This window comes from Aliamphritea ceti (assembly GCF_024347215.1).
In the GTDB taxonomy this organism is placed as follows: Bacteria; Pseudomonadota; Gammaproteobacteria; order Pseudomonadales; family Balneatricaceae; genus Amphritea; species Amphritea ceti.
The window spans coordinates 4,583,392-4,608,798 of the sequence record NZ_AP025282.1 but is presented as its reverse complement, the minus strand read 5'-3'; the positions used below and the strand labels follow the sequence as shown (position 1 = coordinate 4,608,798).

Annotated in this window: 14 protein-coding genes and 4 tRNA genes; 14 read left to right on the top strand and 4 right to left on the bottom strand. The window is 47.7% G+C overall.

Annotated elements, in window-relative coordinates; translation table 11 throughout:
* Positions 1 to 31 precede the first annotated feature (31 nt).
* The 6 genes from OCU49_RS20810 (at position 32) to OCU49_RS20785 (ending at position 2,148) form a co-directional block, all read left to right on the top strand.
* Positions 32 to 1,267, top strand: coding sequence for an aspartate kinase (locus OCU49_RS20810; protein WP_261842460.1), 1,236 nt, complete (start codon positions 32 to 34; stop codon positions 1,265 to 1,267).
* Positions 1,268 to 1,396: 129 nt separating this feature from the next.
* Positions 1,397 to 1,582 (top strand): carbon storage regulator CsrA, encoded by a 186-nt coding sequence (csrA, locus tag OCU49_RS20805; RefSeq protein ID WP_205660109.1) that lies wholly within the window; start codon positions 1,397 to 1,399, stop codon positions 1,580 to 1,582.
* A gap of 61 nt (positions 1,583 to 1,643) precedes the next feature.
* A tRNA-Ser gene (locus OCU49_RS20800) sits at positions 1,644 to 1,733 on the top strand.
* A gap of 4 nt (positions 1,734 to 1,737) precedes the next feature.
* Positions 1,738 to 1,814, top strand: a tRNA-Arg gene (locus OCU49_RS20795).
* Between the two features lie 52 nt (positions 1,815 to 1,866).
* Positions 1,867 to 1,943: transfer RNA gene (locus OCU49_RS20790), tRNA-Arg, on the top strand.
* Positions 1,944 to 2,071: 128 nt separating this feature from the next.
* A tRNA-Arg gene (locus OCU49_RS20785) sits at positions 2,072 to 2,148 on the top strand.
* A 580-nt stretch (positions 2,149 to 2,728) separates the two neighbouring features.
* On the opposite strand, the gene OCU49_RS20780 is transcribed toward OCU49_RS20785, so the two are convergent.
* The 3 genes from OCU49_RS20780 to OCU49_RS20770 are packed head-to-tail and all read right to left on the bottom strand — an operon-like array spanning position 2,729 to position 7,896.
* Positions 2,729 to 4,081 (bottom strand): HlyD family type I secretion periplasmic adaptor subunit, encoded by a 1,353-nt coding sequence (locus tag OCU49_RS20780; protein WP_261842459.1) that lies wholly within the window; start codon positions 4,079 to 4,081, stop codon positions 2,729 to 2,731.
* The gene (locus tag OCU49_RS20775; RefSeq protein ID WP_261842458.1) at positions 4,078 to 6,249 is read right to left on the bottom strand and encodes a peptidase domain-containing ABC transporter; all 2,172 of its coding nucleotides are present in this window, start codon (positions 6,247 to 6,249) and stop codon (positions 4,078 to 4,080) included. The genes OCU49_RS20780 and OCU49_RS20775 overlap by 4 nt, the downstream gene beginning before the upstream one ends.
* 12 nt (positions 6,250 to 6,261) lie before the next feature.
* Entirely contained in the window at positions 6,262 to 7,896 is a 1,635-nt protein-coding gene (locus tag OCU49_RS20770; protein WP_261842457.1) for a peptidase domain-containing ABC transporter, read from the bottom strand.
* Positions 7,897 to 8,184: 288 nt separating this feature from the next.
* Here OCU49_RS20770 and OCU49_RS20765 point away from each other — a divergent pair, with 288 nt between their 5' ends.
* The 7 genes from OCU49_RS20765 (at position 8,185) to OCU49_RS20735 (ending at position 22,449) form a co-directional block, all read left to right on the top strand.
* The gene (locus OCU49_RS20765; protein WP_261842456.1) at positions 8,185 to 14,937 is read left to right on the top strand and encodes a VCBS domain-containing protein; all 6,753 of its coding nucleotides are present in this window, start codon (positions 8,185 to 8,187) and stop codon (positions 14,935 to 14,937) included.
* 239 nt (positions 14,938 to 15,176) lie between these two features.
* Positions 15,177 to 16,223, top strand: coding sequence for a response regulator (locus OCU49_RS20760; RefSeq protein ID WP_261842455.1), 1,047 nt, complete (start codon positions 15,177 to 15,179; stop codon positions 16,221 to 16,223).
* Positions 16,224 to 16,225: 2 nt separating this feature from the next.
* Positions 16,226 to 17,191, top strand: coding sequence for a sensor domain-containing diguanylate cyclase (locus OCU49_RS20755; protein WP_261842454.1), 966 nt, complete (start codon positions 16,226 to 16,228; stop codon positions 17,189 to 17,191).
* A 109-nt stretch (positions 17,192 to 17,300) separates the two neighbouring features.
* Complete coding sequence (thiI, locus tag OCU49_RS20750) at positions 17,301 to 18,758, top strand: tRNA uracil 4-sulfurtransferase ThiI (protein ID WP_261842453.1); 1,458 nt, start codon at positions 17,301 to 17,303, stop codon at positions 18,756 to 18,758.
* Between the two features lie 320 nt (positions 18,759 to 19,078).
* Positions 19,079 to 19,306: an OadG family protein gene (locus OCU49_RS20745; RefSeq protein WP_336605352.1), complete on the top strand. Its 228-nt coding sequence runs from the start codon at positions 19,079 to 19,081 to the stop codon at positions 19,304 to 19,306.
* A gap of 60 nt (positions 19,307 to 19,366) precedes the next feature.
* A complete protein-coding gene (gene oadA, locus OCU49_RS20740; RefSeq protein ID WP_261842451.1) occupies positions 19,367 to 21,136 on the top strand; it encodes a sodium-extruding oxaloacetate decarboxylase subunit alpha in 1,770 nt (589 codons plus the stop codon).
* 11 nt (positions 21,137 to 21,147) lie between these two features.
* Positions 21,148 to 22,449 (top strand): sodium ion-translocating decarboxylase subunit beta, encoded by a 1,302-nt coding sequence (locus tag OCU49_RS20735; RefSeq protein WP_261842450.1) that lies wholly within the window; start codon positions 21,148 to 21,150, stop codon positions 22,447 to 22,449.
* Positions 22,450 to 22,519: 70 nt separating this feature from the next.
* Here OCU49_RS20735 and OCU49_RS20730 read toward each other — a convergent pair whose 3' ends face one another.
* Positions 22,520 to 23,443 carry a histone deacetylase family protein gene (locus OCU49_RS20730; protein ID WP_261842449.1) on the bottom strand — a complete coding sequence of 308 codons (924 nt, stop codon included), beginning with the start codon at positions 23,441 to 23,443 and terminating at the stop codon, positions 22,520 to 22,522.
* Positions 23,444 to 23,769: 326 nt separating this feature from the next.
* Here OCU49_RS20730 and OCU49_RS20725 point away from each other — a divergent pair, with 326 nt between their 5' ends.
* Positions 23,770 to 25,407 carry a tetratricopeptide repeat protein gene (locus OCU49_RS20725; RefSeq protein ID WP_261842448.1) on the top strand — a complete coding sequence of 546 codons (1,638 nt, stop codon included), beginning with the start codon at positions 23,770 to 23,772 and terminating at the stop codon, positions 25,405 to 25,407.

Here is a 25,407-nt window from a genome sequence, read left to right as displayed (position 1 = left end):
TAGTCTGAAAGGCTATTAAGGAAATAGGTAAATGGCCCTATTTGTACAGAAATACGGTGGCACCTCTGTTGGCTCGGTAGAGCGCATTCAGGCTGTCGCTGATAAAGTTAAAGGCTTTCGTCAGGCCGGTCATGATGTCGTTGTCGTTGTTTCTGCAATGAGTGGCGAAACTAATCGTTTGATTGGTATGGCTAAAGAAATGCAGGAGCAGCCTACTCCCCGTGAGATGGATGTACTGGTTTCTACCGGTGAGCAGGTAACCATTGCGCTATTATGTATGGCACTGGAAGCTCGTGGCGTAGGTGCGCGTTCATTCACGGGCAGTCAGGTCAAAATTCTGACCGATGACAGCCACATGAAAGCACGTATTCAGGACATAGAAGTCGATCAGATGCGTGCGGAACTGGATATGGGGCGGGTTGTTGTCGTTGCCGGTTTCCAGGGGGTTGATGAGCTAGGTAATATTACGACTCTGGGTCGTGGTGGCTCTGATACTACAGGTGTAGCGCTTGCTGCTGCGCTTAAAGCGGATGAGTGTCAGATATATACAGATGTGGACGGTGTGTACACAACTGATCCACGAGTTGTTGAGGGCGCTCAGCGGCTCAACGAGATTACTTTTGAAGAAATGCTGGAAATGGCCAGTCTGGGTTCAAAAGTACTGCAAATTCGGGCTGTGGAGTTCGCTGGCAAATACAATGTGCCATTGCGGGTATTACACAGCTTTCAGGATGGACCAGGAACGCTTATAACTACAGAGGAAGAGGATACAGTGGAAAAACCGGTCATTTCAGGGATTGCATTTAACCGTGATGAAGCAAAACTGACAATACTGGGTGTCCCTGATATTCCCGGTGTAGCTTCGCGGATTTTGGGTCCAGTTAGTCGTGCCAATATTGAAGTCGATATGATTTTGCAGAACGTGGCGGCAGACAACACAACAGACTTTACGTTTACAGTGCATCGTAACGACTTTAACCAGGCAGAAGAGATTCTGGTGAAGGTTAAGGAAGAGCTGGGTGCACGTGAGGTAATTGGTAATAACAAGATAGCTAAAGTATCAATTGTTGGTGTAGGCATGCGCTCGCATGCTGGTGTAGCCAGTAAGATGTTTGATTCCCTGGCTAATGAAAACATCAATATTCAGATGATTTCTACTTCAGAGATTAAAGTCTCTGTCGTAATTGCTGAAAAGTACTTGGAATTAGCTGTCCGGGGACTTCACTCGGCCTTTGATTTGAATGCCGTTGATACAGTTAGTGAATAGCAGCCACTGTTTAAGTAGTTCTATGTAGCTGTTGTTGCACATTTTATTTGTTTAACGCCAGAGGTCTGTTAATCTGTTGTAAGTAATACAGATTAGGACGCTCTGGCGCTTAAATAAGGAGATTATTTAATGTTAATTCTTACTCGCCGTGTAGGTGAAACGCTAATGGTCGGTGACGACGTCACTGTTACTGTCCTGGGTGTGAAAGGTAATCAGGTGCGCATTGGTGTTAATGCACCTAAAGATGTGTCTGTTCATCGCGAAGAAATCTATCAGCGTATTCAGAAAGAGAAGCAAGAAGGTAATCAAGAGTAAATTTTTGAAATTAATGCTTTTCTTTTGAAAATCATTCTTGTATTATTCGCGCCGTTGTTGAGGTGAGATGGCCGAGTGGCTGAAGGCGCGCCCCTGCTAAGGGCGTATAGGGGAAACTCTATCGAGGGTTCGAATCCCTCTCTCACCGCCATTTAGCGCCCGTAGCTCAGCTGGATAGAGTACCTGGCTACGAACCAGGCGGTCGCACGTTCGAATCGTGCCGGGCGCGCCACTTAAATGTGATGTTTAAGTGGCATAATGGGAATACAACACACTTGGATTTAGCGCCCGTAGCTCAGCTGGATAGAGTACCTGGCTACGAACCAGGCGGTCGCACGTTCGAATCGTGCCGGGCGCGCCATCCAATCCAAGTATCTGTTTTAAGTCTTTGTGTTTATTCAAATGTAGAGCAAACGAGTTGCAGTGTAGTGACACTGTCAAGAGTTTGTTTTATGTCTGTTTTTTCTGAGACAGTTTTGCAGTGATTAAGCGCCCGTAGCTCAGCTGGATAGAGTACCTGGCTACGAACCAGGCGGTCGCACGTTCGAATCGTGCCGGGCGCGCCACTGTCTCCTTTTTCATTTCAGTCTAATTCTTTCAGATATTATTTGATCTGGCTTAGTTGCCTGTTTTTAAATGACTTCTTTATCTCTTCTGTGTTTGTTCTCTGGCTTATCTATGTTCCCTGTTACGCTTTTTGTATATGCCGGTAATCCTCTAGTACGGTTTATGAATGGCTTCTCTGAGGGCATCTCAGGCTCTTGTGTGCTAAGAAAAAAGTCTTGGTTAAACACACTAAATAGATGATTGCCTTTTTGCACGGTCCTTATGGTTGTGAGGGGGAGGGTGGTCGTGTCGTGGTGTCGTGGTGTTGTTGAGTTGGTTGTCTGTTGCTAGGCATTTGTCGCTATATGCTGTCACTAATTGCATGGTTGGCAGAAGGCTGTAGCCCTATAACAGAATATTACTATAAGCAGCTGGTTTATTAGGGTTCTGGCGGGCTTGGTGCCGCTCTGTTCGTCATGCAGAGTGGGTGGTGTAGCTTGTGATTGCCGTCAGGCTGTTAAGTGTTAGTTGTTGGAGATAAAGAAGAGGTTTTTAGGGCAAAAAAAACCGCATGTTAATACATGCGGTTTATATGAGTTCTTAGCGTTCCCTAAAGGCTGTGTCCAGACCGCGGGATATGGGCTTGAGCAGATAATCCATAATGGATTTACTGCCGGTTTTGATGTCTGCGGTGACTGTCATACCCGGGGACAGTGTAAGCTTGGTATTGTCACCAACCCAGTTGGTTGTCAGACTTATTTCAGCTCTGAAGTAAGGGTCTTTCTTATCATCCAGATAGGTTGTCGCGGAAAGCCTTTCGATAACCCCGTCAACTGTTCCAAAACGTGCGGAGTCGTAACTGTCTACTTTGATTTCAGCACGTTGTCCGACACTGATGTGGCCAATTTCATTAGGCAGTACGCGTGCTTCAACAACGACTTCGTCGTCTGTTGGTACCAGCTGCATGATTACCTGGCCAGGATCAACTACAGCATTGATTCGGGTAATAGAAAGGTCCTGAACAATACCTGTCAGTGGGGCGTATATATCCAGACGTTTAACCCGGTCGCGCACACGGATTAGTGACTGATCAATTTCAGCCAGTTCTTCGCCAACGCTGCCGGCTTCCAGTTCAATATCTTTCTTAAAGCGTGCGCTGAGCTCAATACGTCTTTGTTCTGCTTCAGTTAGCGCTGATTCAGCTACCCGAATACCATCGACAATGCTGAGGCTTTCGCTTTGAGCGTCTGCAAGGCTGGTCTGACTGGTAAGCAGCTCCGCCTTAGATACGACGTTGCTTTTCACCAGCTTGGCGCGTATAGCTACCTGTTCTTTGAGCAAGCTTACTTTCTTTTTGATTGACTGGGCACGGTTGCGCTGCTGTTTGATTTCTTCATTTCGTTGGCGAATCTGGGAGTCAATGACGCTGAGTTCGCTGTTCTGGCTTGCCAGTTGTGCGGAGTAAATGGTCATTTGTTTGTCAGCGAGGGCTGGATAGTTGTTGCCAGTATCGCCAAATGATGGGATGCGATCATCCAGAATGGCTTGCAGGCGCTCACTCTCGAGAATAAAAGCAGCACGGCGAATTTCCAGTTGCTGAAGCTCAGACTGACTCGCAGGAGGTGCAAAGCGGAGTAATAAATCCCCAGATTGTACCTGGTCTCCGTTTCGCACAAGAATTTCACTGACAATGCCGCCTTCAAGATGCTGAACATCATGAATGAGTCCGGCGGGTACGATTTCACCGCGGGTGGAAGTAACTTCATCTACTTTTGTTAAGGTTGCCCATACGATTGCAGCTATCAGAATAAAAGCTGTGAAATAAATAGCTGCGTTAATAATGCCTGCTGGTTCGTGTTCTTCCAGCTGGATTGCCTGGGCAAGAAAACGGGCGCGGGCGCGCGGCAGGCTGGCGCCGCCGTGTGAGGAAAACACGTTGTTGTTTTTACTCATGCTGACTTCTCCAGCGTCAGGGCGATTACTTCTTGTGGCGGTCCAATGTGTATCACTGTGCCTTGCTCCATTAATACTGCTTTGTCGGCCAGGCGTATATGGCTTGGGCGATGACTGACCATTACGATAGAGCGGTTGCCTTTGAGGCGTTTAAGTTGCTCGATGAAGCGGTTATCTGACTCCAGGTCTAGTGAGGCGCCTGGTTCGTCTAGTAACAATATTTTGGCCGGGCTGACAAAGGCGCGACACATAGAAAGAGAGCGTAAAAAGCCAGGTGGCATATGATCAATGACAGTGTCGCCAAGCCGGGTGTCAAAGCCCTGAGGTAAGGCGAGAATCTCATCAAGTACCCCCGCTTCCTGAGCAGCAGAGTGAATGTCGGCGTCGGTTGCGAGACTATTATTTAGGCGAATGTTTTGCGCAATAGAGCCGTGAAACATATGTGTTTGCTGGGGAACATAGGCGACGGCGCGACGCAGGTCCATCGCATTTAGCTGGCGTAAGTCCATGCTGTCCATGCTAATCGTGCCTGCCTGAGGTGCGTACATACCGGCAATCATTTTAATCAGCGTGGATTTACCTGAGCCAGTGTTACCGGTAATGGCGATCATCTCACCTGCTTTTACTTCAAAAGAAGCGCCAAGCAGTGCCGGGTCTCTGTCTGGGCCATAGCGGAAGCTGACTCTGTCGATACGAATGTTGCCCTTCAGTTTGGACAGGACAAGACCTGACTTTCCGCCTTTGCGTTCATTGCGTAGGCGCATCAGTTGGTTAATTTGCTTAATCGCTTTAAGTGCTTGCTGGAATTTTGAGAAGGATAAAAACGCACTTTGCAATGGTGAAAGTACTCGCCAGACTAAGGCCATGATCGCAATCAGGGCGCCGATAGTTATGTCGCCGTTAATAACCTGCATGGTACCTATGGCCAGTACAGCGACACCTGAGAATGTCATTAGTCCCTGAGCTAGGTTGTTCATCAGGTTGTTCGACAGGAAGGTTTGATAGTTAGCCAGTACTGCTTCACCTGAGTTTTCTCTGAAGCGCTCCCACCAAACTGTTTCGCCACCAATTGCTTTGATTTCTTTTCGGCCTGCAACGGTTTGCATAATAATGCGTTGCTTATCAGTGCGGGCTTTACCTGCGCGTAGGATGCGGGTGTTAATTACCGGTATCCAGATCAGGCCGAGAATGATAAATGCGATGACCATGCCGAGAGGTATTAGTGCTAATGGTCCTCCCAGAATCCCTATTACAATCAAAAACATGGCTACAAAAGGCAGCTCTAATGCGACAGCGGCACTGGGCCCGGTAAAGAAGTCACGTACCGAATCGAACTGTTTTAGGCGGGATAGTTGAGCAGCAACAGTTGAGCGCTCTGTATAGAGCGGCGGTAAGTAGAGCATACGCTTAAATGTTTCGTTGCCTATAAGATAATCCATTCTGCCGGCGGTTATCCCGAGCAGTTTGGCTCTTAGAAAACGAAGCCCGAGGTCTGTAATCAGTAGTATTGTGACCCCGGAAATTAAGAATGGCAGAGACTCCGCTGATTTAGCACCAATTACCTTGTCATAGATAACCATTATGAATATAGGCACGAGCAGGGCTGCTAGGTTAATAATAAAGGTCATACCCAGTAGATGAATGATCATCTTTTGGAAGCGCTGCAGCAGGTTGCCGAACCAGTCTTCACCCGGAACGTCAGTCGGGTTATTGCCATAGCTGGCGTTGCTGTCTGTGAATAAGTAAGCAGTGCCTTTTAAGCGCAGTTGAGGAGTGGACTCGTATTGGTTGGTCTGCGCATCGTAATAATAAATCAGGCCGTCACGCTTGCCTTGCAACAGTAGTACTTTTCCGCCGTTGGATATGAACAGGGCCGGATAAAGCTCGTTCTGTAAAGAATGTATATCGGTTTTTAATGGTGAGCTGTCATAGCCCAGCGTGACCAGTATGTTGCGCAGGTCGATCAGGTCTATTTGTTCGGAGAAGTGTGGCAGTGCTTCAACCAATTCTCTGGCGTAATTATTCCAGCCAAGTTCTCGCAGCAAGGGAAGCAGGCAGGCAGCATAGGGGGATGTGTCATGAAACTCATCATTGCTGTCATTACGGAGTGCTTCTGCCAGTCGTTCCGATACGATAGGTGGGCGCTCAAAAACAGGGGGCGTAGTCATCTGATTCATAACCTAGGATGTCTGCAGTTTTTGCTGGGTAGTCATGTGTGCCTGATAAGGATCAATATAAGGTACGAGCTGACCTTCCTGAAGTTCATATTGCTTATCGCAAAGTCTCAGGAAAGAAGGGCGGTGCGACACAATGACCATAGTGCGTTTGCCTTTTAATTGCCCGATAACCTTCAATAGTCGGTTGTCGTTCTTTATGTCGAAGTTGGCGTTTGCATCATCAAATAAAATAATCTTGGGATGGCCAACCAGCGAGCGAACCATGATGATTTTTTGGCGTACGCCCTCAGATAAGGTATCGACTGCTGCGCCGCCAATTTGAGTGTCCAGGCCGTCAGGCAGTCGGGCGACAATCTCTTCAAGGCCCAGAACTTTAGATAGTTCTAATGCCTGTTCTAATGCTTCACCTTCCCGGTAGAGAGTCATGTTTTCCAGAATGGTGCCTTCAAACAGTACGCCCTTTTGCGGCATGATGCCTATCTGTCCGCGCAAGAATTCGGTGTTGTAATTCAGCATCGGATGATTGTCGAGAAGGATCTGGCCTTCACTTGGTTGGGTGAAGCCGGACAGTAAGCTGATAAGGGTACTTTTACCTGTACCATTATTACCGGTAATGCCAATTGCCTGGCCAGGTTCAATTGTCAGGGAAAGGTTGTGTAGCAGGTCGTTTTCCTGATGTGGATATCTAAAGTTGATCTCTCGTAGTTCAATTTTTCCACTGAGGCCATCGTCTTTTTTTAGTTCGCCGCTGGATTCGGTTGGCAGTGCATAGAGTTGATTAACTTTTTCCAGTGCCAGCTGTAGAGATTGGAACTGTGTCCAGAATCCCATAGCTTTCAGGCCCGGTTGAAGCACCCGGCTGGAAAGCATAGTGCCTGCTGCCAGCGCACCGACAGTTAAATTACCTTCTATTACAAAGAGGCTGCCAACGCCAACAAAGATGACGACTGCCAGTTGGGAGAAGGTTGCACCTATGCCCTGAACAATGCTGTTAACCCGGCTTAATTCGTAAACGCTTTCCGCTGACTGATGCTGCAGTTTTTCATAGCGGCGTAGCATCAGTGCTTCCATCGCCATAGATTTAATCGTATGAATGCCTTTCAGGGATTCAATAATAAAGTTCTGACGGCGATCTTCCATTGTGTAGCGAGTTTCTAACGCTTTGCGCAGCTTTCTGCCGGTTATAAAAGCAACCAGCAGGAATACGATTAGCAAAGTAATAGGTATAGCTACAAGTGGGCCTGCAATGACCCAAATCAGTCCCAGGAAAAGAATGACAAAAGGTAAGTCCATGATCAGTAGCACTGACTGACCGGAATAGAATTCCTGAATCTGTTCCAATGCCTGAATCTTATCCAGGTAATAGCCGGCGGTGTTGTCCTCAAATGCCTGATTATCGGCATCGAGAATTCGGTTCATCGCTTTCAGGCTTTCTCTGTGATCGAATTTTGCGCCATGCCAACTGAGTATCGATGAGCGGAAAATACGCAGTGCAGTGTCGATTACTACGACACCAAGCATACCCAGAATGAGGAATATAAAAGTACCGATGGCCTGATTGGGTATTATACGATCATATACTTGGAGGATTACGGTAGGCAGTGCGAGCGCGAGAATGTTGATTGCCAGGGAAGACATCAGAACACTGGGTTGACTCCAGGTCCCCGGAGTTCTTAGCCGTTTTACGGAAAACACATGTGACTTCTTTATACTCATGAGTTGTGTTCATTTATTCCGAAAATAGGTTATTTGGATCTTGGGTGTAGCCCATTAAATTCCATTCTTATAACGCCGACTTATATTGCTACTAATCCTGATGAGACACAAGTGATTACAGAAGTTTTTGCTGTAAGTGATTGTCTCTACAGCGTATTGTTCGGGCATATTTTGAGTTTTATAAAAGTTTAAGACCAGAGGCAGTAAACCATGGCTGAGGAAAGCAAAGGCGACAGTGTTGTAAACGCGAGGGATAAAGCGACCGAGGACCTGTTTAACCAGGGGCTGGGTAACAATCGCCGGGTAAGAGATCTGGAAGAAGAGTATCTGGGTGATGAACAGCAGCACAATGAAGAGCTGTTCAAACAGAATCTGCAGGGGCGTATTGATGATCAGGAAGACGATCAGGCTGATACTGCAAATCAGGACTATTCACCGGTATTTTCCTCAACCGGATTTAGCTTTACAGACATCAATGCTTTCTCTGAGCTGCCTGAAGGTGGTGTGATTCCTGCCGGTACGCAGCTAGCTGTTCTCGAGTTGCCTGTTTCTGGCGGTAACTTTAGCTTTACGCTTGATTCCAGTCAGTTTGTTTTACAGGGGGACAGTTTAGCTACGCTGGAAGATTTTACCCCCGTTCGTGGTCAGCAGTTTGGGTTAGATATTCGAGTCACCAGTAACGACAGTGATTTTACTGCTCAAATTCCGGTCGATATTAACTTCGACAATCTCGCAAGTGCACTTCAGAGTGAACAGGCCTTTATTGATAATGCACCCAGTGATATCAACTTATCAGACTCAGATGTGGCCGAAGGTGCCGTTGCCGGTGACTTTGTAGCAACTATTTTAGGTACCGATGATCAGGGTGAGAATCAACTGAGCTTTAGCCTTACCGGAGAAGGGGCGAATACCTTTGAAGTCAGTGGCAATACGCTGGTCGTTAAGCAAGGTGTTACGCTGGACTTTGAAACACGCTCAGAATATCCAATTGAAATTACCGCGATTGATTCTAGCGGTAATACCTTTACCAAAACCATTACTGTCAACCTGACTGATGTAAATGAAGCGCCGGTGCTTGAAGCAGCGGATGTTACTGTTGTAGAAGATCAGGGTGTGATTAATGCCAGCATGGTAGCGCAGGATCAGGATGCCGGTGAGCAACTCACTTTTACGGCTGTTGATCCTGATCAGTTACCAGTGGGATTCACATTACAATCGAACGGTGATTATAGTTTTGATGCTACCAGTGGTGCATATGATCATTTGGGTGCAGGTGATTCTCAGCAGTTGACGATTCCTGTTCGTGTAACGGATTCCGGTGGCTTAGAAGATACAGCGTTCATTAAAATTACTATTTCCGGTGCCAACGATACTCCGGTTGCCGGTGCGGATATTGTCAGCAGTCTGGATGAAGGCGCGACGGCTATTAATGGTCAGCTAACGGCTACTGATGCTGATGATGGCGCAGTACTAACCTTTTCTGTTACTGACGGTGCAACACTGCCAGCTGGTTTTACGCTCGATGAACAGGGCAATTATAGTTTTGACCCTGCTGATGGTGCTTATCAGCGCTTAGGTGCAGGTGACAGTCAGGTCGTCACTGTACCTGTTACAGTGACAGATGAGCATGGTGCGACAGACATCCAGCAAATTCGCATAACCGTTAATGGTACGAATGATGCTCCGGTTGCGGGAGCAGATATAACTGCGAATGTTCAGGAAGGTGAAGCTGCGATTGCCGGTCAGCTGGTGGCCACGGATGTAGATGATGACAGCAACCTTACATTTGGTGTCACGCCAGGCGCGAATACTCCAGCTGGTTTTACGCTGGATGCTGATGGTAACTACCGTTTTGAACCTACTGCTGGTGCTTATCAACACTTAGGTGTTGGGGATAGTCAGGTTTTGACAATTCCTATCACCGTGACTGATGAGCAGGGGGCTACCGATGTTCAGCAAATTCAGATTACAGTTAGTGGTACTAATGATGCACCTGCGGCAGGCGCGAACGTCAGTACTACTGTATTAGAAGGTGACTCAGTTGTGTCCGGTCAGTTGACTGCAACTGATGTAGATGATTCAGCTAGCCTAAGCTTCAGCGTGACCAGCGGTGCTTCAGTGCCAGCGGGCTTCACCCTGAATGCAGATGGCTCGTATAGCTTTAATCCATTAGATACTGCCTACGACGGTTTAGATGCCGGCGATGTACAAACGCTGACGATTCCTGTGACGGTGACCGATGAAAACGGCGGGACGGACACCCAGCAGATTCAGATTACGGTGAACGGTACCAACGATGCGCCGGTGGCTGGGGCGGATGTGTCTGCGACGGTGAGCGAAGGCGACAGTGCGATCTCGGGTCAGCTGGCGGCGACCGATGTCGATGACTCGGCGAGCTTAAGCTTCAGCGTGACCAGCGGTGCGTCCGTGCCAGCGGGCTTCACCCTGAATGCGGATGGTTCGTACAGCTTTAATCCACAGGATGCGGCTTACGATGGTTTAGATGCAGGCGATGTTCAGACGTTGACGATTCCTGTGACGGTAACTGACGAAAACGGCGGGACGGACACCCAGCAGATTCAGATTACGGTGAACGGTACCAACGATGCGCCGGTCGCAGGGGCGGATGTGTCTGCGACGGTGAGCGAAGGTGGCAGTGCTATTTCTGGTCAGCTGTCTGCGACGGATGTGGATGACTCTGCGTCATTAAGCTTCAGCGTGACCAGCGGTGCCTCGACACCCGCGGGCTTCACCTTGAATACGGATGGCGGCTACAGCTTTAATCCACAGGATGCAGCCTACGATGGCCTGGATGCAGGTGATGTGCAGACCCTGACGATTCCCGTGACGGTGACCGATGAGAGCGGCGCGACCGATACCCAGCAAATTCAGATTACCGTTAATGGCACTAACGATGCGCCGGTGGCCGGTGCGGATGTGTCTGCCACGGTGAGCGAAGGCGATTCAGCGATCTCCGGTCAGCTAGCGGCGACCGATGCGGATGATTCAGCGAGCTTAAGCTTCAGCGTGACCAGCGGGGCGAATACGCCAGCGGGCTTCACCCTTAACAGCGATGGTTCGTACAGTTTTAATCCACAGGACGCAGCCTACGATGGCCTGGATGCCGGCGATGTTCAGACCCTGACCATTCCAGTCACAGTGACTGACGAAAACGGTATCACCGATACGCAACAAATCCAGATTACTGTCAACGGCACGAACGATGCGCCGGTGGCCGGTGCGGATGTGTCTGCCACCGTGAGCGAAGGCGACAGTGCAATCTCCGGCCAGCTGTCCGCGACGGATGCGGATGACTCGGCCTCATTAAGCTTCAGCGTGACCAGCGGTGCTTCAGTGCCAGCTGGCTTCACCCTTAACAGCGATGGCTCGTACAGCTTTAATCCACAGGACGCAGCCTACGATGGCCTGGATGTGGGCGATGTGCAAACGCTGACCATTCCTGTGACGGTGACCGATGAAAACGGTGCCACCGATACCCAGCAGATCCAGATTACCGTCAACGGCACGAACGATGCGCCGGTGGCCGGTGCGGATGTGTCTGCCACCGTGAGCGAAGGCGACAGTGCAATCTCCGGCCAGCTGTCCGCGACGGATGCGGATGACTCGGCCTCATTAAGCTTCAGCGTGACCAGCGGTGCTTCAGTGCCAGCTGGCTTCACCCTTAACAGCGATGGCTCGTACAGCTTTAATCCACAGGACGCAGCCTACGATGGCCTGGATGCAGGCGATGTGCAGACGCTGACGATTCCGGTAACAGTCACCGATGAAAACGGCGCGACCGATACCCAGCAAATCCAGATTACCGTTAACGGTACTAATGATGCGCCGGTGGCCGGTGCGGATGTCTCTGCCACGGTGAGCGAAGGTGATTCAGCTATTTCTGGTCAGTTATTCGCGACCGATGCGGATGACTCTGCGTCATTAAGCTTCAGCGTGACCAGCGGTGCGAGCACACCAGCGGGCTTCACCCTTAATAACGACGGCTCGTACAGTTTTAATCCACAGGATGCAGCGTACGATGGCCTGGATGTGGGTGATGTTCAGACGCTGACAGTTCCTGTCACAGTCACCGATGAAAACGGTGCGACTGATACCCAGCAGATTCAGATTACCGTCAACGGCACCAACGATGCGCCGGTTGCAGGGGCGGATGTCTCTGCCACGGTGAGCGAAGGTGATTCAGCGATCTCGGGTCAGTTGTCGGCGACGGATTCGGATGATTCAGCGACCTTAAGTTTCAGCGTGACCAGCGGTGCTTCAGTACCAGCGGGCTTCACGCTTAACAGTGATGGTTCGTACAGCTTTAATCCACAGGATGCGGCCTACGATAGCCTGGATGCAGGTGATGTTCAGACCCTGACCATTCCTGTGACGGTGACCGATGAAAACGGCGCGACTGATACGCAGCAGATTCAGATTACCGTTAACGGTACCAACGATGCGCCGGTGGCGGGAGCTGACATAAGCAGAAATGTAGCTGAGGATGCACCGCAGCTAAGTGGCTCATTCAGTGCAACAGATGCCGATGATTCAGCATCTCTGAGTTATTCTCTGGTAGGGAATGCACCCGCTGGCTTCAACCTTAACAGTGATGGTTCCTATACCTTTGATCCTGCTGATGACTCTTATCAGCATCTTGCTGTTGGCGACAGTCAGACACTGACAATTCCTGTTACTGTTACTGATGATAATGGTGAAACTGATACGCAGCAGTTGCAGATAGTATTGTCTGGGACCAATGATGCGCCGGTGATGTCGGTTGTCCAGCCCATTTCTGTGGATGTACCTCAGGCAGGAGTGTCGAATACGACAGTTCTATTCAACACTACGTTTAATGATGTACAGAGCGGCAATGATGCCGATAGCTTTGTACAGAACGCTGATGGTTGGGGAACTGATTCGGATGCAATAGAAGTCTGGACCTCAGGGTCAGGCAGCACCGGTGATGGTAAATTCATTGAGCTGAATGACGATAAGCTCGATAACTATGATGATGCTACGCATATCTCCCGTTCAGTAGATACGGTAGATGGTGCTAGTTATACCCTGGATTTTGATTTTGCAGGTCGGGCTGGCTACGGTGCTAATGTTAACGAAATGCAGGTTAAAATTAACGGCGAAGTAATAAATACATTCTCCGACAATGCCAGTGGTCAGTCTGATCTTTCCTGGGAAGACGGGCAAATAACATTTACTGGCACTGGCCAGCCAATGACTATTGAGTTCGTAGCTACAGGTGAGGCGCAGAATTATGGACGGGGTATGTACCTGGATAATATTCAGTTGACGCAAACTGAAACTGTTCAGGCAGATGCTACGGTCAATGGTCAACTTGTCGTTACTGATATAGATGATGGCAGCAGTGTCACTTATAGCATGCAGGAAGGAGCTGTTGCGCCAGATGGTTTTAGTTTAGCTGCTGATGGTAGCTACAGTTTTGATCCAGGTAATGATGCGTATAGTTCCTTAGAGACTGATGAAACACAAACCTTGTCAATCCCCGTGACTGCAACAGATGAGCACGGAGCTACGCATACTCAGCAAATACAGATTACGGTTACAGGATCGAATACAGGTTCGTCTGCGACAACTGCTGTCTCAGCAGAAAAACTGCTTGGTGAGATGGATTTTGATAATGGTCTGCCGAGTGGTGTTAACGGTACAGTTAGTGCTGTTGCTGATGGTCAGGTAGGGGCTGCAGCAGCCATCAACGATGCCAGCTTTGCAATGGACAATCTGAACCTGAATTCCAGTAATGGAGGTCAGACTACTGTTTCGCTCTGGGTTCAGATTAATCCGGATGGCAATTGGGAAGCTATTGCCGGCTCGCACCAGTATGGGCTTTATACAAAGGGTGGAAGTATTGGATTTAATACCTGGAGCTCGGATTTGTTTGGTGCTGACGCAAGTGCTTTTGATGATGGGCAGATGCATCATGTGGTAGCTGTGTTTACTAATGGCGATGTATCCCAAAATGAGCTTTACATCGATGGCGCTAAGCAGAATTTAACCCAGATTCAGGGATCGCCTAATAATTCAAATGCCAATATTGATTCCGCTAACGGCACGATCCATTTTGGCCGTTCAGGTATTGATAGCAGCGGCTATTATGACATGACAGGGCAGATGGATGAGGTCAAAGTATTTGACGGCAGCTTATCTGAATCCGATGTAACCAGCCTTTATGAGGCTGAGTCCCAGGGGAATGCCTGGGATAGTAATTCAGCAGCGCAGGAAAGCTCTGCCAGCTCAGGAATAGATTATTCCAATTATGGCAGTGAAATTACTGATACCAGTGGACTAAATGCTATTTCCGGTAGTTCAAAGAATGACGATATTACTGGTACGGATAACGCTGATTACATTTCCGGTGGTGATAAAAATGATCATCTTTATGGCGAGGGCGGAAATGATCTGCTGGACGGTGGGGATAAAAACGATCATCTATATGGCGGTGATGGGGAAGACACCCTCCTGGGGGGGACAGGAAATGATCATCTTTATGGCGGTGATGATAAAGATTATGTCAGTGGTGGCAGTGGCAATGATTTGCTGGATGGCGGTGCTGGTAACGATCAGTTATTAGGCGGTGAAGGTAACGATAATATAGATGGTGGATCGGGTGATGATTTGTTGTCCGGTGGAACAGGGAGTGACACTGTTACCGGTGGCGATGGTTCTGATACATACATTTATAATCCTTTTGATGGAAACGATACCTTTTCCGGAGGCAATGGTGGTGGCTGGACTGATATTGTTCAGTTATCTCAGGACGGTGCCAGTGATCCAAGCAATCCATGGACTATTACGGTTGATGGCCAGGAAGTGGAATATGACTTGGCGGCCAAGGCACTAGAGCTGAATCCGGATACCTCAGGTGTCGTTACTATGGCTGATGGCAGTGAGTTGACGTTTGAAGGTGTCGAGAAAATCGAGTGGTAAATTCCGCTGAGCAGAAAAGAAAAAGGGCGTAAAGCCCTTTTTTTGTTTCTGGGCAATTTGGTTACTTCTGTTTGAATCTGCTCTTACCTGGCTTGGGGAGAGCTGATACACTCGAGCGAAATGTACATTTTTTGATCATTGTGTCGCTTTCCCTTTTGCACTAAAAATGACTGTTTTTAAAGCATTTATGTGCCGGCGTACCCTTGATAATCTGTTGTATAGAATGGAATTAGTGCTGTATGGCTACGCCTTTACTGATTTGTGATGACTCCGCGCTGGCGCGCAAGCAAATTGCCAGGTCATTACCTGATAATCTTGCTGTTGATATAAGTTTTGCAACCCATGGTGGCGAAGCGTTGGAAGCAATCCGTGCCGGAAAAGGTGATGTGTTGCTGCTTGATCTGAATATGCCTGTGATGGATGGTTATCAGGTTCTGGAAGCAATTCAGCGTGAAGACCTACCGACTATGGTCATTGTCATTTCCGGTGACATTCAACCCTCAGCGTATCAGCGGGTAAAGCTGTTAGGTGCGTTAGACTTCATTAAAAAACCTGTTGATCAGAATACGCTCAATCATGTGCTGCTTCAGTACGGTGTGTTTAATGATGGGGATTTCAAACCTGAACCTGTTGTTGAAGTGGCAGCGGAAGATACCAGTCAGGATGTTAAGAAACTGAGTGTATCCGGAGAGCTGTCGCCGCGTTTGCGTGATTGTTATCAGGAAATCGCTAACATCGCGATGGGCCGTGCAGGTGATTTATTAGCACGGCTGTTGAATGTATTTGTAATGCTGCCTGTTCCTAATGTGAATTACATAGCTGTTAGCGAAGTAAGCATGGCGCTGAGTGCCATTGAAGCGGATGAAAGTATTTCAGGGGTTTGTCAGGGGTTTATCGGTGGCGGTATCTCTGGTGAAGCGTTACTGATTCTGAATGATTCCAGTTTTCTTGATCTTGCCGCATTGATGAATTACAGCGAAGGCGTTGATGAGCAGGCAGAGTTGGAACTGTTGATGGATGTTGCCAATGTTTTAATTGGTGCGTGTTTGGGCGGTATTTCCGAACAACTGGATTTTAAGTTCAGTCAGGGGCACCCGGTAGTTCTTGGGCAGCATTGTCATATATCAGACCTGATGGATGACAATATTAAGACTTTGCAGAAGACGTTAGCGATTGAGATCAGCTATGGAATAGAAGGTCATGCAATTAAGTGTGACTTGTTGCTGTTATTTACTGAAAAATCAATGCAAAAACTGAGTGAAAAAGTTTTGCATTTGCTGGATTGATTATGGCTCTGGAACAACATCAGATCGACAAACTTTATTCCCTGATGGAAATACTCCGCAATATTGATGTGGGGCTGGTGGTCATTGATCAGGAACTTAAAGTGCAGTTTTGGAATGACTTTATGGAGAATCACAGTGGTAAATCTTCCACTGAGGTTAAGCATCAGGTTATTACCGGGCTATTTGAAGATATTCCGGACGACTGGTTTCGGAAAAAAGTGGATTCGGTTTTCTTACTACAAAATAAAGCTTTCATGATATGGGAGCAGCGTCCATATCTGTTTCGTTTTGATAATTACCGTCCGGTCACCGGTGGTGCTGAGTTTATGTATCAGAACGTGACCTTTATTCCCTTGTTTACGGCGGATGGGGAAGTGACGCACATCTGCATGATTGTCTACGATGTGACTGATACTGCTGTGCATAAACAGGGCTTACAGAAAGCAAATCAGGAACTGGCAGTGCTTAGTCAGACTGATGGTCTGACTAAGCTGTATAATCGGGCGCACTGGGAAGAATGTCTTGAACGCGAATACAAGCGTTGGCAGCGGGTTAAGCATCGTTCCTGTCTGTTAATGCTGGATATAGATCATTTTAAAAGTATTAATGATAACTATGGGCATCCCGTTGGCGATGACGTGATTCGTCATTTAGCCCGACTGGTTCGGCACAATGCCCGGGAAATCGATATATCTGGCCGCTATGGTGGCGAAGAGTTTGCGATTATTTTGGGCGATACTTCATTACAGGACGCTGCTCAGCTGGCTGAGCGGTTACGTAAGGCGGTGGAATCATCTGTTGTAACCTGCGACGGTGAAGAACTGAAATATACGATTAGTCTCGGGTTAGCTTCACTGGAAATCGGCATTCAGACGAGCCAGGAATGGATTGCATGTGCTGATAAAGCGCTCTACTCATCAAAAGAAAACGGTCGAAATTGTGTCAGTTTGTATTCTGCCGTCGATTAATTGCTATTTCCTCTCTCTTTAACCGGCAGTTCTGTCGGTATTTTGTTCAATATATAGGCGGCTATGTATAATAGCCGACCTCATTTCCAATCCACATGTAAAAAACACTATGAAGTTTATCGTTAAGCTATTTCCTGAAATTACTATTAAGAGCAAACCTGTCCGTAAGCGTTTCATTCAGCGATTACAGTCCAATATGCAGATTACTCTGAAACGCCTCAGCGATGACATTAAGGTGCGGGCGCTGTGGGATAAAATTGAAGTAGAAGTGAAAAGTTCAGACGCTCAGCTTCGTGAACAAATGATAGAAGTTATGCAGGCAACACCAGGTATTTTGCATTTTCTGGAAGTTGACCAGCATCCGCTGGGTGATTTCGATAATGTTTTCCAGTTAACCCGGGAAGCATATGCTGACATCGTACGGGGCAAAACCTTTGTAGTACGAATTAAGCGAGCAGGTAAGCACGATTTTAAATCCGGTGATCTGGAGCGCTATGTAGGCGGTGGCCTTTTGCAACACTGTGATACAGCAGGTGTTGATCTGCACTCACCTGATGTAAAAGTAAAACTGGAAATTCGCGATGAGAATCTGTTCATCATTGCGAATAAGTTTAAAGGCCTGGGTGGCTATCCGTTAGGCAGTCAGGAAGCGGTTCTGTCACTGATTTCAGGCGGTTTTGATTCTGTGGTTGCCAGCTATATGACAATGCGCCGTGGCTGCAAAACCCATTTCCTGTTTTTTAACCTGGGCGGTAAGGCACATGAGATTGGCGTGAAGCAAGTTGCACTTTCTTTATGGCAAAAATATGGCTCAGCTGCGCGGGTTAAGTTTGTCACCGTACCATTTGAAGAAGTGGTCGGTGAGATTCTGCAGAATGTACACCATACCCAGATGGGCGTAGTGCTGAAGCGGATGATGATGCGGGCTGGCGAGAAAGTTGCCAGCCGGATGAAGTTGCATGCAATGGTAACCGGTGAAAGTGTTGCCCAGGTGTCCAGTCAGACGTTGCCTAATCTGGCGTTGATTGACGGATCGACCAGTAAGTTAGTGTTGCGGCCGCTGATCACTATGGATAAGCAGGACATTATTGATATTACTAAGCAGATTGGCGCTTATGATATGGCTAAAAGTATTCCTGAGTACTGTGGGGTAATTTCAGACCGTCCGACGACGAATGCGAAGATAGAGCGTATCGAAGAGGAAGAGGCTAACTTCGATTATGAGGTGCTGGAGCAGGCGTTGGAAAATGCACAGGTAGTCGCGATAGATAAAATCATCGAAGACCTGGATGCCGAAGAATCGATTGAAGCATTAACGCGTGTCGCTGAGGGGCAAGTGATTATCGATGTGCGACATCAGCATGAGCAGGAGAGAAAGCCTCTGAATATGCCTAAATGTGAAGTGCTGAAAATACCGTTCTTTGAACTGGAGACCAGCTTTGCAGCTTTAGATATGACCAAGGAATACCTGTTGTACTGCGATAAAGGGGTCATGAGCCAGATGCATGCGCAGAGTCTGCAAGATAAAGGTTACAGTAATGTGAAGGTGTATCGGCCGGGTACTTGATGGCTTTCTTGAGAGCGACATTTTGACTGCATGATTTTGGGAATTAGCGTTTTTTGTAGTTTTTTTACAAGATTTTAAAAGCAACTTTTTGTCGCTAAAGTGCGGGGAACTTGTTGCCTGTAGGGCAGTTTTCGGGTTTAATTATTGCCCGTTTATTAACAATTCAGCCAATTTGCAGGCTACCCAATTATTTTTTACTACAAGAATAATTGTCGTTTGCAGAGAACTATAAGGTTCAGGCTGAATCTGGTTCCGGAACACTTTACGGTGTTGCGGGATTTTTGGTGAAACAGAGGAGCGCCCGTTAGATGGAAAGTCTAATGTCCGAAGGTTTAAGCCTTATGGTTTTTGGTATGGGATTCGTATTCGTATTCCTGACCTTGCTGGTGTTTGCAACTAACAGCATGTCAGCTGTTGTGAGCAAGATTGCACCGGACCCAGAGCCAAAAGCTAGACCGAAAGCCCCTGCAGCTGCACCAGCTGCTAATAATAATGATGAGTTGGTTGCGGTTATGACTGCTGCGGTTCATCAACATCGTTCTCGCTAATTTTTTAGCGAAAGCAACGAATTTATTTTAAGAGCAATAATCGACAAAAGGCCTATACCCATGTCTGATAAAAAACCTCTTGGCATTACCGATGTAGTATTGCGTGACGCACATCAGTCGCTGTTTGCTACGCGTATGCGCCTGGATGACATGCTGCCGATCGCTGAAAAACTGGACAAGGTTGGTTTCTGGTCCCTGGAAAGCTGGGGCGGAGCAACATTTGATTCATGTATCCGCTTTATCGGTGAAGATCCCTGGGAACGTATTCGCGAACTGAAAAAAGTGATGCCGAATACTAAGCAGCAGATGTTGCTGCGTGGTCAGAACCTGCTGGGCTACCGTCATTATGCTGATGACGTAGTAGAAAAGTTTGTAGAGCGCGCTGCTGAAAACGGTGTGGATGTTTTCCGTATCTTTGATGCGATGAACGATCCCCGTAACCTGGCAACTGCTATCAAGGCGGTTAAAGCAACTGGCAAGCATGCACAGGGCACTATTTCTTATACCAAGAGTGACGTGCATACCACAGACATGTGGGTTGAGTTCGCTAAGACTCTGGAAGATATGGGTGCTGAGTCTATTGCGATTAAAGACATGTCAGGTATTTTGACGCCTTATGATGCTTTTGATCTGGTGTCACGTCTGAAAGCGCAGACCCAACTGGAAGTTCAGCTGCACGCGCACGCAACTTCTGGTTTGTCTGATATGAGTATTCTGAAAGCGGTTGAAGCCGGCATAGACCGTGTTGATACTGCGATTTCTTCTATGTCGATGACTTACGGCCATACTTCTACAGAGTCTGTAGTAGCAGCGCTGGCAGGTACTGACCGTGATACAGGTCTGGATCTGAATCTGCTGGAAGAAATTTCTGCTTATTTCCGTGAAGTACGGAAGAAGTATGCGAAATTTGAAGGGTCTCTGCGTGGTACTGACTCCCGTATTCTGGTTGCACAGGTGCCTGGTGGCATGCTGACCAATATGGAAAATCAGCTTCGCGAACAGGGTGCTTCAGATAAGTTTGATGAAGTATTACAGGAAATTCCTCGGGTTCGTGAAGACCTGGGGATGATTCCTCTGGTAACGCCTACCTCACAAATTGTGGGTACTCAGGCTGTTATCAATATATTGATGGGTGAGCGTTATAAAACCATCTCTAAAGAAGTTCAGGGTATTCTGAAAGGTGAGTACGGTGCAGCACCAGCGGCTTATAATGCTGACCTGCAGGCGCGTGTACTGGATGGCGGAGAAGCAATCACCTGTCGTCCGGCTGACCTGCTTGAACCTGAACTGGATAAGCTGAAAGCTGAACTGGAACAACTGGCGACAGATAAAGGTCTGACCCTTGCTGATAACCAGATTGATGATGTGCTGACTTATGCGTTATTCCCACAAGTCGGACTGAAATTCCTGGAAAACCGAAACAATCCGGATGCCTTTGAACCGGCACCAACTTTAGAGGACGCACAAGCCATGGCTGCACCTAAGAATACTGGTCCACAGACTTATACTATCAACGTTAATGGTCAGAGCTACGTAGTTCAGGTTTCTGAAGGTGGTGATATTACTGCTGCGGCACCTGCTGCTCCAGTTGCAGCTGCAGCGCCGGCTGCTGGTCCTGCTGAATCTGTTCCAGCTCCGTTGGCAGGTAACATCTGGAAGGTTGAAGTAGCAGCTGGTCAGGCTGTGCAGGAAGGCGACGTTCTGGTGATTCTGGAAGCAATGAAGATGGAAACTGAAGTACGTGCTGCACGTGCCGGTACTGTTTCCAGCGTTGATGTGAAAGAAGGTGATACTGTTCAAGTGGGCGATAGCCTGATTAGCTTGGCATAAGGGCTGGTTACATGGAAAACCTACTGAATTTATGGCACGCCTCCGGGATATATAATATCTCTGGCGGGCAGGTTGTGATGATATTAGTCGGCCTGTTGCTCTTGTTTCTTGCTATCCGTAAGAATTTTGAACCACTGTTGCTGGTACCAATAGGCTTTGGCGGCATTATGGCCAATATCCCGGAAGCGGGTTTGGCTTACGCGGCTGTTGAAAATGCCCTTAACCTGGGTGGTCCTGAAGTCATTCAGTCAATTGCTGCTTCATTAAATGTTAATACTAATGACATTTATGAACTGAAGAGCGCTTATGCGACTTCAACTGCTGCTGAACATACTGCTGCGGTCTATGCTGCACAGGATGCAGGCTTCAATAACGGTATGTTGTATAACTTTTACAACGTAGCGATTGCATCGGGAGTAGCACCTCTGCTTATCTTTATGGGCGTAGGTGCAATGACAGACTTTGGTCCGCTACTGGCGAATCCAAAAACTCTGTTCCTGGGAGCTGCAGCGCAGTTTGGTATCTTTGCGACGGTATTGGGTGCTGTTGGTCTGACGACGCTGGGTCTCATGGACTTCAGTATTCAGGACGCCGCAGCGATCGGTATTATCGGTGGTGCTGACGGTCCGACAGCGATTTATGTTGCTAGTCTGCTTGCGCCGGATCTTTTGGGTGCGATTGCTGTAGCTGCATATTCATATATGGCGCTGGTACCAATGATTCAGCCGCCTATTATGCGTGCTCTGACAACTGAAAGTGAGCGTAAGATCGCGATGGTTCAGCTGCGTCATGTGGCTAAGTCTGAAAAGATCATGTTCCCGATTGTGTTGCTGATCCTGGTTGCTATGCTGCTACCGGATGCTGCTCCACTGTTAGGTATGTTCTGTTTCGGTAACCTGATGCGTGAATGTGGCGTTGTAGATCGTCTGAGTGATACGGCACAGAACGCGCTGATTAACATTGTTACTATCTTCCTGGGTTTGTCTGTTGGTTCTAAGTTGTCTGCAGATAAGTTCCTTGATGTAGAAACTCTGGGTATTTTGCTGCTGGGTGTTGTTGCATTCGGTATCGGTACTGCATGCGGTGTTCTGATGGCTAAAACCATGAATAAGATGGCAGGTGGTAATGCGATCAATCCGCTAATTGGTTCTGCAGGTGTATCTGCTGTACCTATGGCTGCTCGTGTATCTAACAAGCTGGGTCTGGAGGCTAACTCTCAGAACTTCTTGCTCATGCACGCAATGGGGCCAAACGTAGCGGGTGTAATCGGCTCGGCAGTTGCTGCTGGTGTTATGATTAAGTTTGTTGGCTAATGCTACAAGCTTGTAGAAAAGGCTGCCATTGGCAGCCTTTTTTTGTTTGTGTTGAAAAACTTCAGAGCGATTATTTACCGCTGAGAGCTTCCAGGTGAGATTGCACGCTGAAGGCGAGTGCGACAGGGTTGTAGCCGCCCTCAAGAATGGACACGATTCTCCCTTGGCTATAGCTGTTGGCTACATCCATGATCAGTTTGGTTGCCCAGTAATAGTCTTCTTCCCGAAGGTTGAGATCAGCCAGAGGGTCTTCTTCATGGGCGTCAAATCCCGCTGAAATAAAAATCATGTCAGGCTTATGTTGTTGTAGTGCGGGTAGCCAGACGTCTTCTAATTGTTGTCGAAATGCCAGACTTCCGCTGCCTGCTGAGAGGGGGCAGTTAATGATATTCTCACGCTGAATATCGTGAAAACGTCCGGGGTAATATGGATGCTGAAATGTTGAGCACACCATGACTTCAGGCATGTCTTTGAATATATCAACGGTGCCATTGCCGTGATGGACGTCGAAATCAACGATGGCTATCCGGTTTATTTCCGGTTGCAGTAAGGCGTGCATCGCGCCTATTGCGACATTGTTATACAAACAAAAGCCCATCGCTAATCCATGCTCAGCATGATGGCCTGGCGGACGTACGGAGCAGAACGCATTATTTACTTGCTTGCTGATAACCTGCTTTGTTGCCAGTACTGCAGAGCCTGCTGCCAGGCTTGCTGCATGCATGCTGTCTGGGCAAAGAGCGGTATCGGCATCGGCGTGATTGATGCCAGTCTCAGGTGACAGTTTTAATAAGTCTGACTGATGATGGCTGGAGTGCGCCCGTTTAATCTGTTCTGGTGTAACGTGAACAGACTCGAACTGAGCGAGATCTTCAATCAGTCCTGTTTTGCTTAAGACCTTCTGGATTGCGATTAGCCTGACTGGGCTTTCCGGGTGTTCCGGGCCCATATTGTGCAGGCCGCAATCCTCATGGCTAATAAAGGCTGTAGTCATAATATTATTCTTATTCCCTGTGTTTTTTGTAGTCTACTGAATTTACAAAGTCCGGGCGCTTAGTCAAAAGTGTAACTAATTTGCTTTATGGTACAGATATTGACATGGATCATGGTGCGCTGGCGAGTAGCTGCGTAATATGATCATCACAGCATAGAACTGTATTTAGCACCGCGTGTTTCACCCTACACCGGTGCTTTTTTTTTGCCCATTTTAAGATGCTTTGGGTAAAATCCCCTCCGACTTCGCTCCACCTGCTTTTGACATTCTGATAACCTGATTAGAGTTATTCATGCGTGTTGATATATTTTAGGAAAAGCGTTTCTGTGCCACTTGTTTCCGATGTAAAACTAAATAGCCAAATTGATTACAGTGACACAAGTGTTCTGTTGATCGACAGTAGTGGCAATATGCGTGCAACGGTGTATTACATGTTGCGCGAGTTTGGCATGCATAATATTAAAGCTGTCACGAGCAATGAGAGGGTTATACCGCTCGTTTCCCAGAATGATTTTGACATCATTCTGCTTAGCCATAATGTACGTGATTCCGTCACGGGTATTCAAATACTGGAAGAAGCACGTTATCGCGGGTTTATCAGGCCAAGTGCTGCCTGGATTTGTATGACCAGTGATTCTTCTCAGGAAGCCATTTTACAGGTTATTGATAGTAATCCGGATGACCTGTTAATCAAACCATTCACAATGGAAGAGCTTAAGCAGCGTATTGATCAGGTTATGCGGCGTAAGATGGCTTTGCGTCCTGTTGATTTAGCAGTTGAGGCTGGGTCAATTGGGCAGGCTTTGAAGATTTGCGAGAATCTGATTTATCGTGAACATCCGGAGTTTGATCATCTGCAGATTGTGCGTGGTTCATTGCTCTTAGAGTTGGGACGATTTGAGGATGCGCGGCGATTATTTGAATCGATTTATCAGGAAAACGGCGAAAAAGAAGCAGGCTTTTATCTCGCAAAAGCCTATTGCGGGTTAGATGAGCTGGCTCAGGCTCAGGAGCAGTTGCTTAAGCTGATTGAGCGCCATCCTTTGATGGTGGCTGCATATGATCTTTTAGCTGAAGTCTATGAGCGTCTGGGGGATTTAGGTGAGGCGCGTGAGATGTTACGTGAAGCAACGGCTAAAGCACCTTTAGGTATTCCCCGGCAAATGAAGTTGGGCCGTGTGGCGACAAAGACGAAAGTGATGGAGGTTGCCAAGTCTGCTTATAAGCGTTCGATCTCTTTGGGTAAAAGAAGTAGCCTGCGTTCAGCAGAGCCATATTTATGCCTGGCGAATGTTTTTATGTTAGAAGCCAAAGGCTCGGATGAAAAAACGCAGTATCAACTCTCACGTGATATGGATGTGTTGTTGCAGCGGGCAAAGAAAAGCTTTCCTAATGATCTGGGGCTGGAAGTGCGTAGTCATTTAATCAGAAGTCAGTTTGCAGAAAGTACTGGTGATTTCGGAGAGGGAGAGCGTTTGCTGAAAGAGGCAATACTGATTAATGATCGTCTTGAAGCGCCGCTGAATCTTGATCGTGAAGTGTTGGCCTTGTCAGGTGATGCAGTGCCTATGCTGGAGCCGGAGAAGGCTATAGCGCCAGTACCTGAAGCTGGAAGCAAGAAAGCAAAAGATGCTGAAATGAGTCTTAAAGCTAATCGCTTGGGTATTAAGCATTATATGAGCGGTAAAGTAGGAGGGGCGATTAAATCTTTTGGTGCGGCTGTAGAGTTTGATTTTACCAATTTTTCAGCAATGCTGAATCTCGCTCAGCTGTTCCTGGAGACTGCGCGGGATGATGAAGATCGCCGGGAGGGGCGGTTAAAAATGGTAGATCGTTATTTGGGATTGTTGCGTAAAGGCCAGCTATCGGAGATTCAGCAAAAAAAGCTGAGTGTGCTTGAGCGGTTCAGAAAACTGCCGGCTAAATCCCTGCCTCACGGCCCGCTAGGAGAGTTAATAAAGTAA

Excerpts from the sequence above, each read along its gene's own strand:
- OCU49_RS20810 (WP_261842460.1), top strand. The coding sequence starts at position 32 with ATGGCCCTATTTGTACAGAAATACGGTGGCACCTCTGTTGGCTCGGTA.
- csrA (WP_205660109.1), top strand. The coding sequence starts at position 1,397 with ATGTTAATTCTTACTCGCCGTGTAGGTGAAACGCTAATGGTCGGTGAC.
- OCU49_RS20780 (WP_261842459.1), bottom strand. The coding sequence starts at position 4,081 with ATGAGTAAAAACAACAACGTGTTTTCCTCACACGGCGGCGCCAGCCTG.
- OCU49_RS20775 (WP_261842458.1), bottom strand. The coding sequence starts at position 6,249 with ATGACTACGCCCCCTGTTTTTGAGCGCCCACCTATCGTATCGGAACGA.
- OCU49_RS20770 (WP_261842457.1), bottom strand. The coding sequence starts at position 7,896 with ATGTCTTCCCTGGCAATCAACATTCTCGCGCTCGCACTGCCTACCGTA.
- OCU49_RS20765 (WP_261842456.1), top strand. The coding sequence starts at position 8,185 with ATGGCTGAGGAAAGCAAAGGCGACAGTGTTGTAAACGCGAGGGATAAA.
- OCU49_RS20760 (WP_261842455.1), top strand. The coding sequence starts at position 15,177 with ATGGCTACGCCTTTACTGATTTGTGATGACTCCGCGCTGGCGCGCAAG.
- OCU49_RS20755 (WP_261842454.1), top strand. The coding sequence starts at position 16,226 with ATGGCTCTGGAACAACATCAGATCGACAAACTTTATTCCCTGATGGAA.
- thiI (WP_261842453.1), top strand. The coding sequence starts at position 17,301 with ATGAAGTTTATCGTTAAGCTATTTCCTGAAATTACTATTAAGAGCAAA.
- OCU49_RS20745 (WP_336605352.1), top strand. The coding sequence starts at position 19,079 with ATGTCCGAAGGTTTAAGCCTTATGGTTTTTGGTATGGGATTCGTATTC.
- oadA (WP_261842451.1), top strand. The coding sequence starts at position 19,367 with ATGTCTGATAAAAAACCTCTTGGCATTACCGATGTAGTATTGCGTGAC.
- OCU49_RS20735 (WP_261842450.1), top strand. The coding sequence starts at position 21,148 with ATGGAAAACCTACTGAATTTATGGCACGCCTCCGGGATATATAATATC.
- OCU49_RS20730 (WP_261842449.1), bottom strand. The coding sequence starts at position 23,443 with ATGACTACAGCCTTTATTAGCCATGAGGATTGCGGCCTGCACAATATG.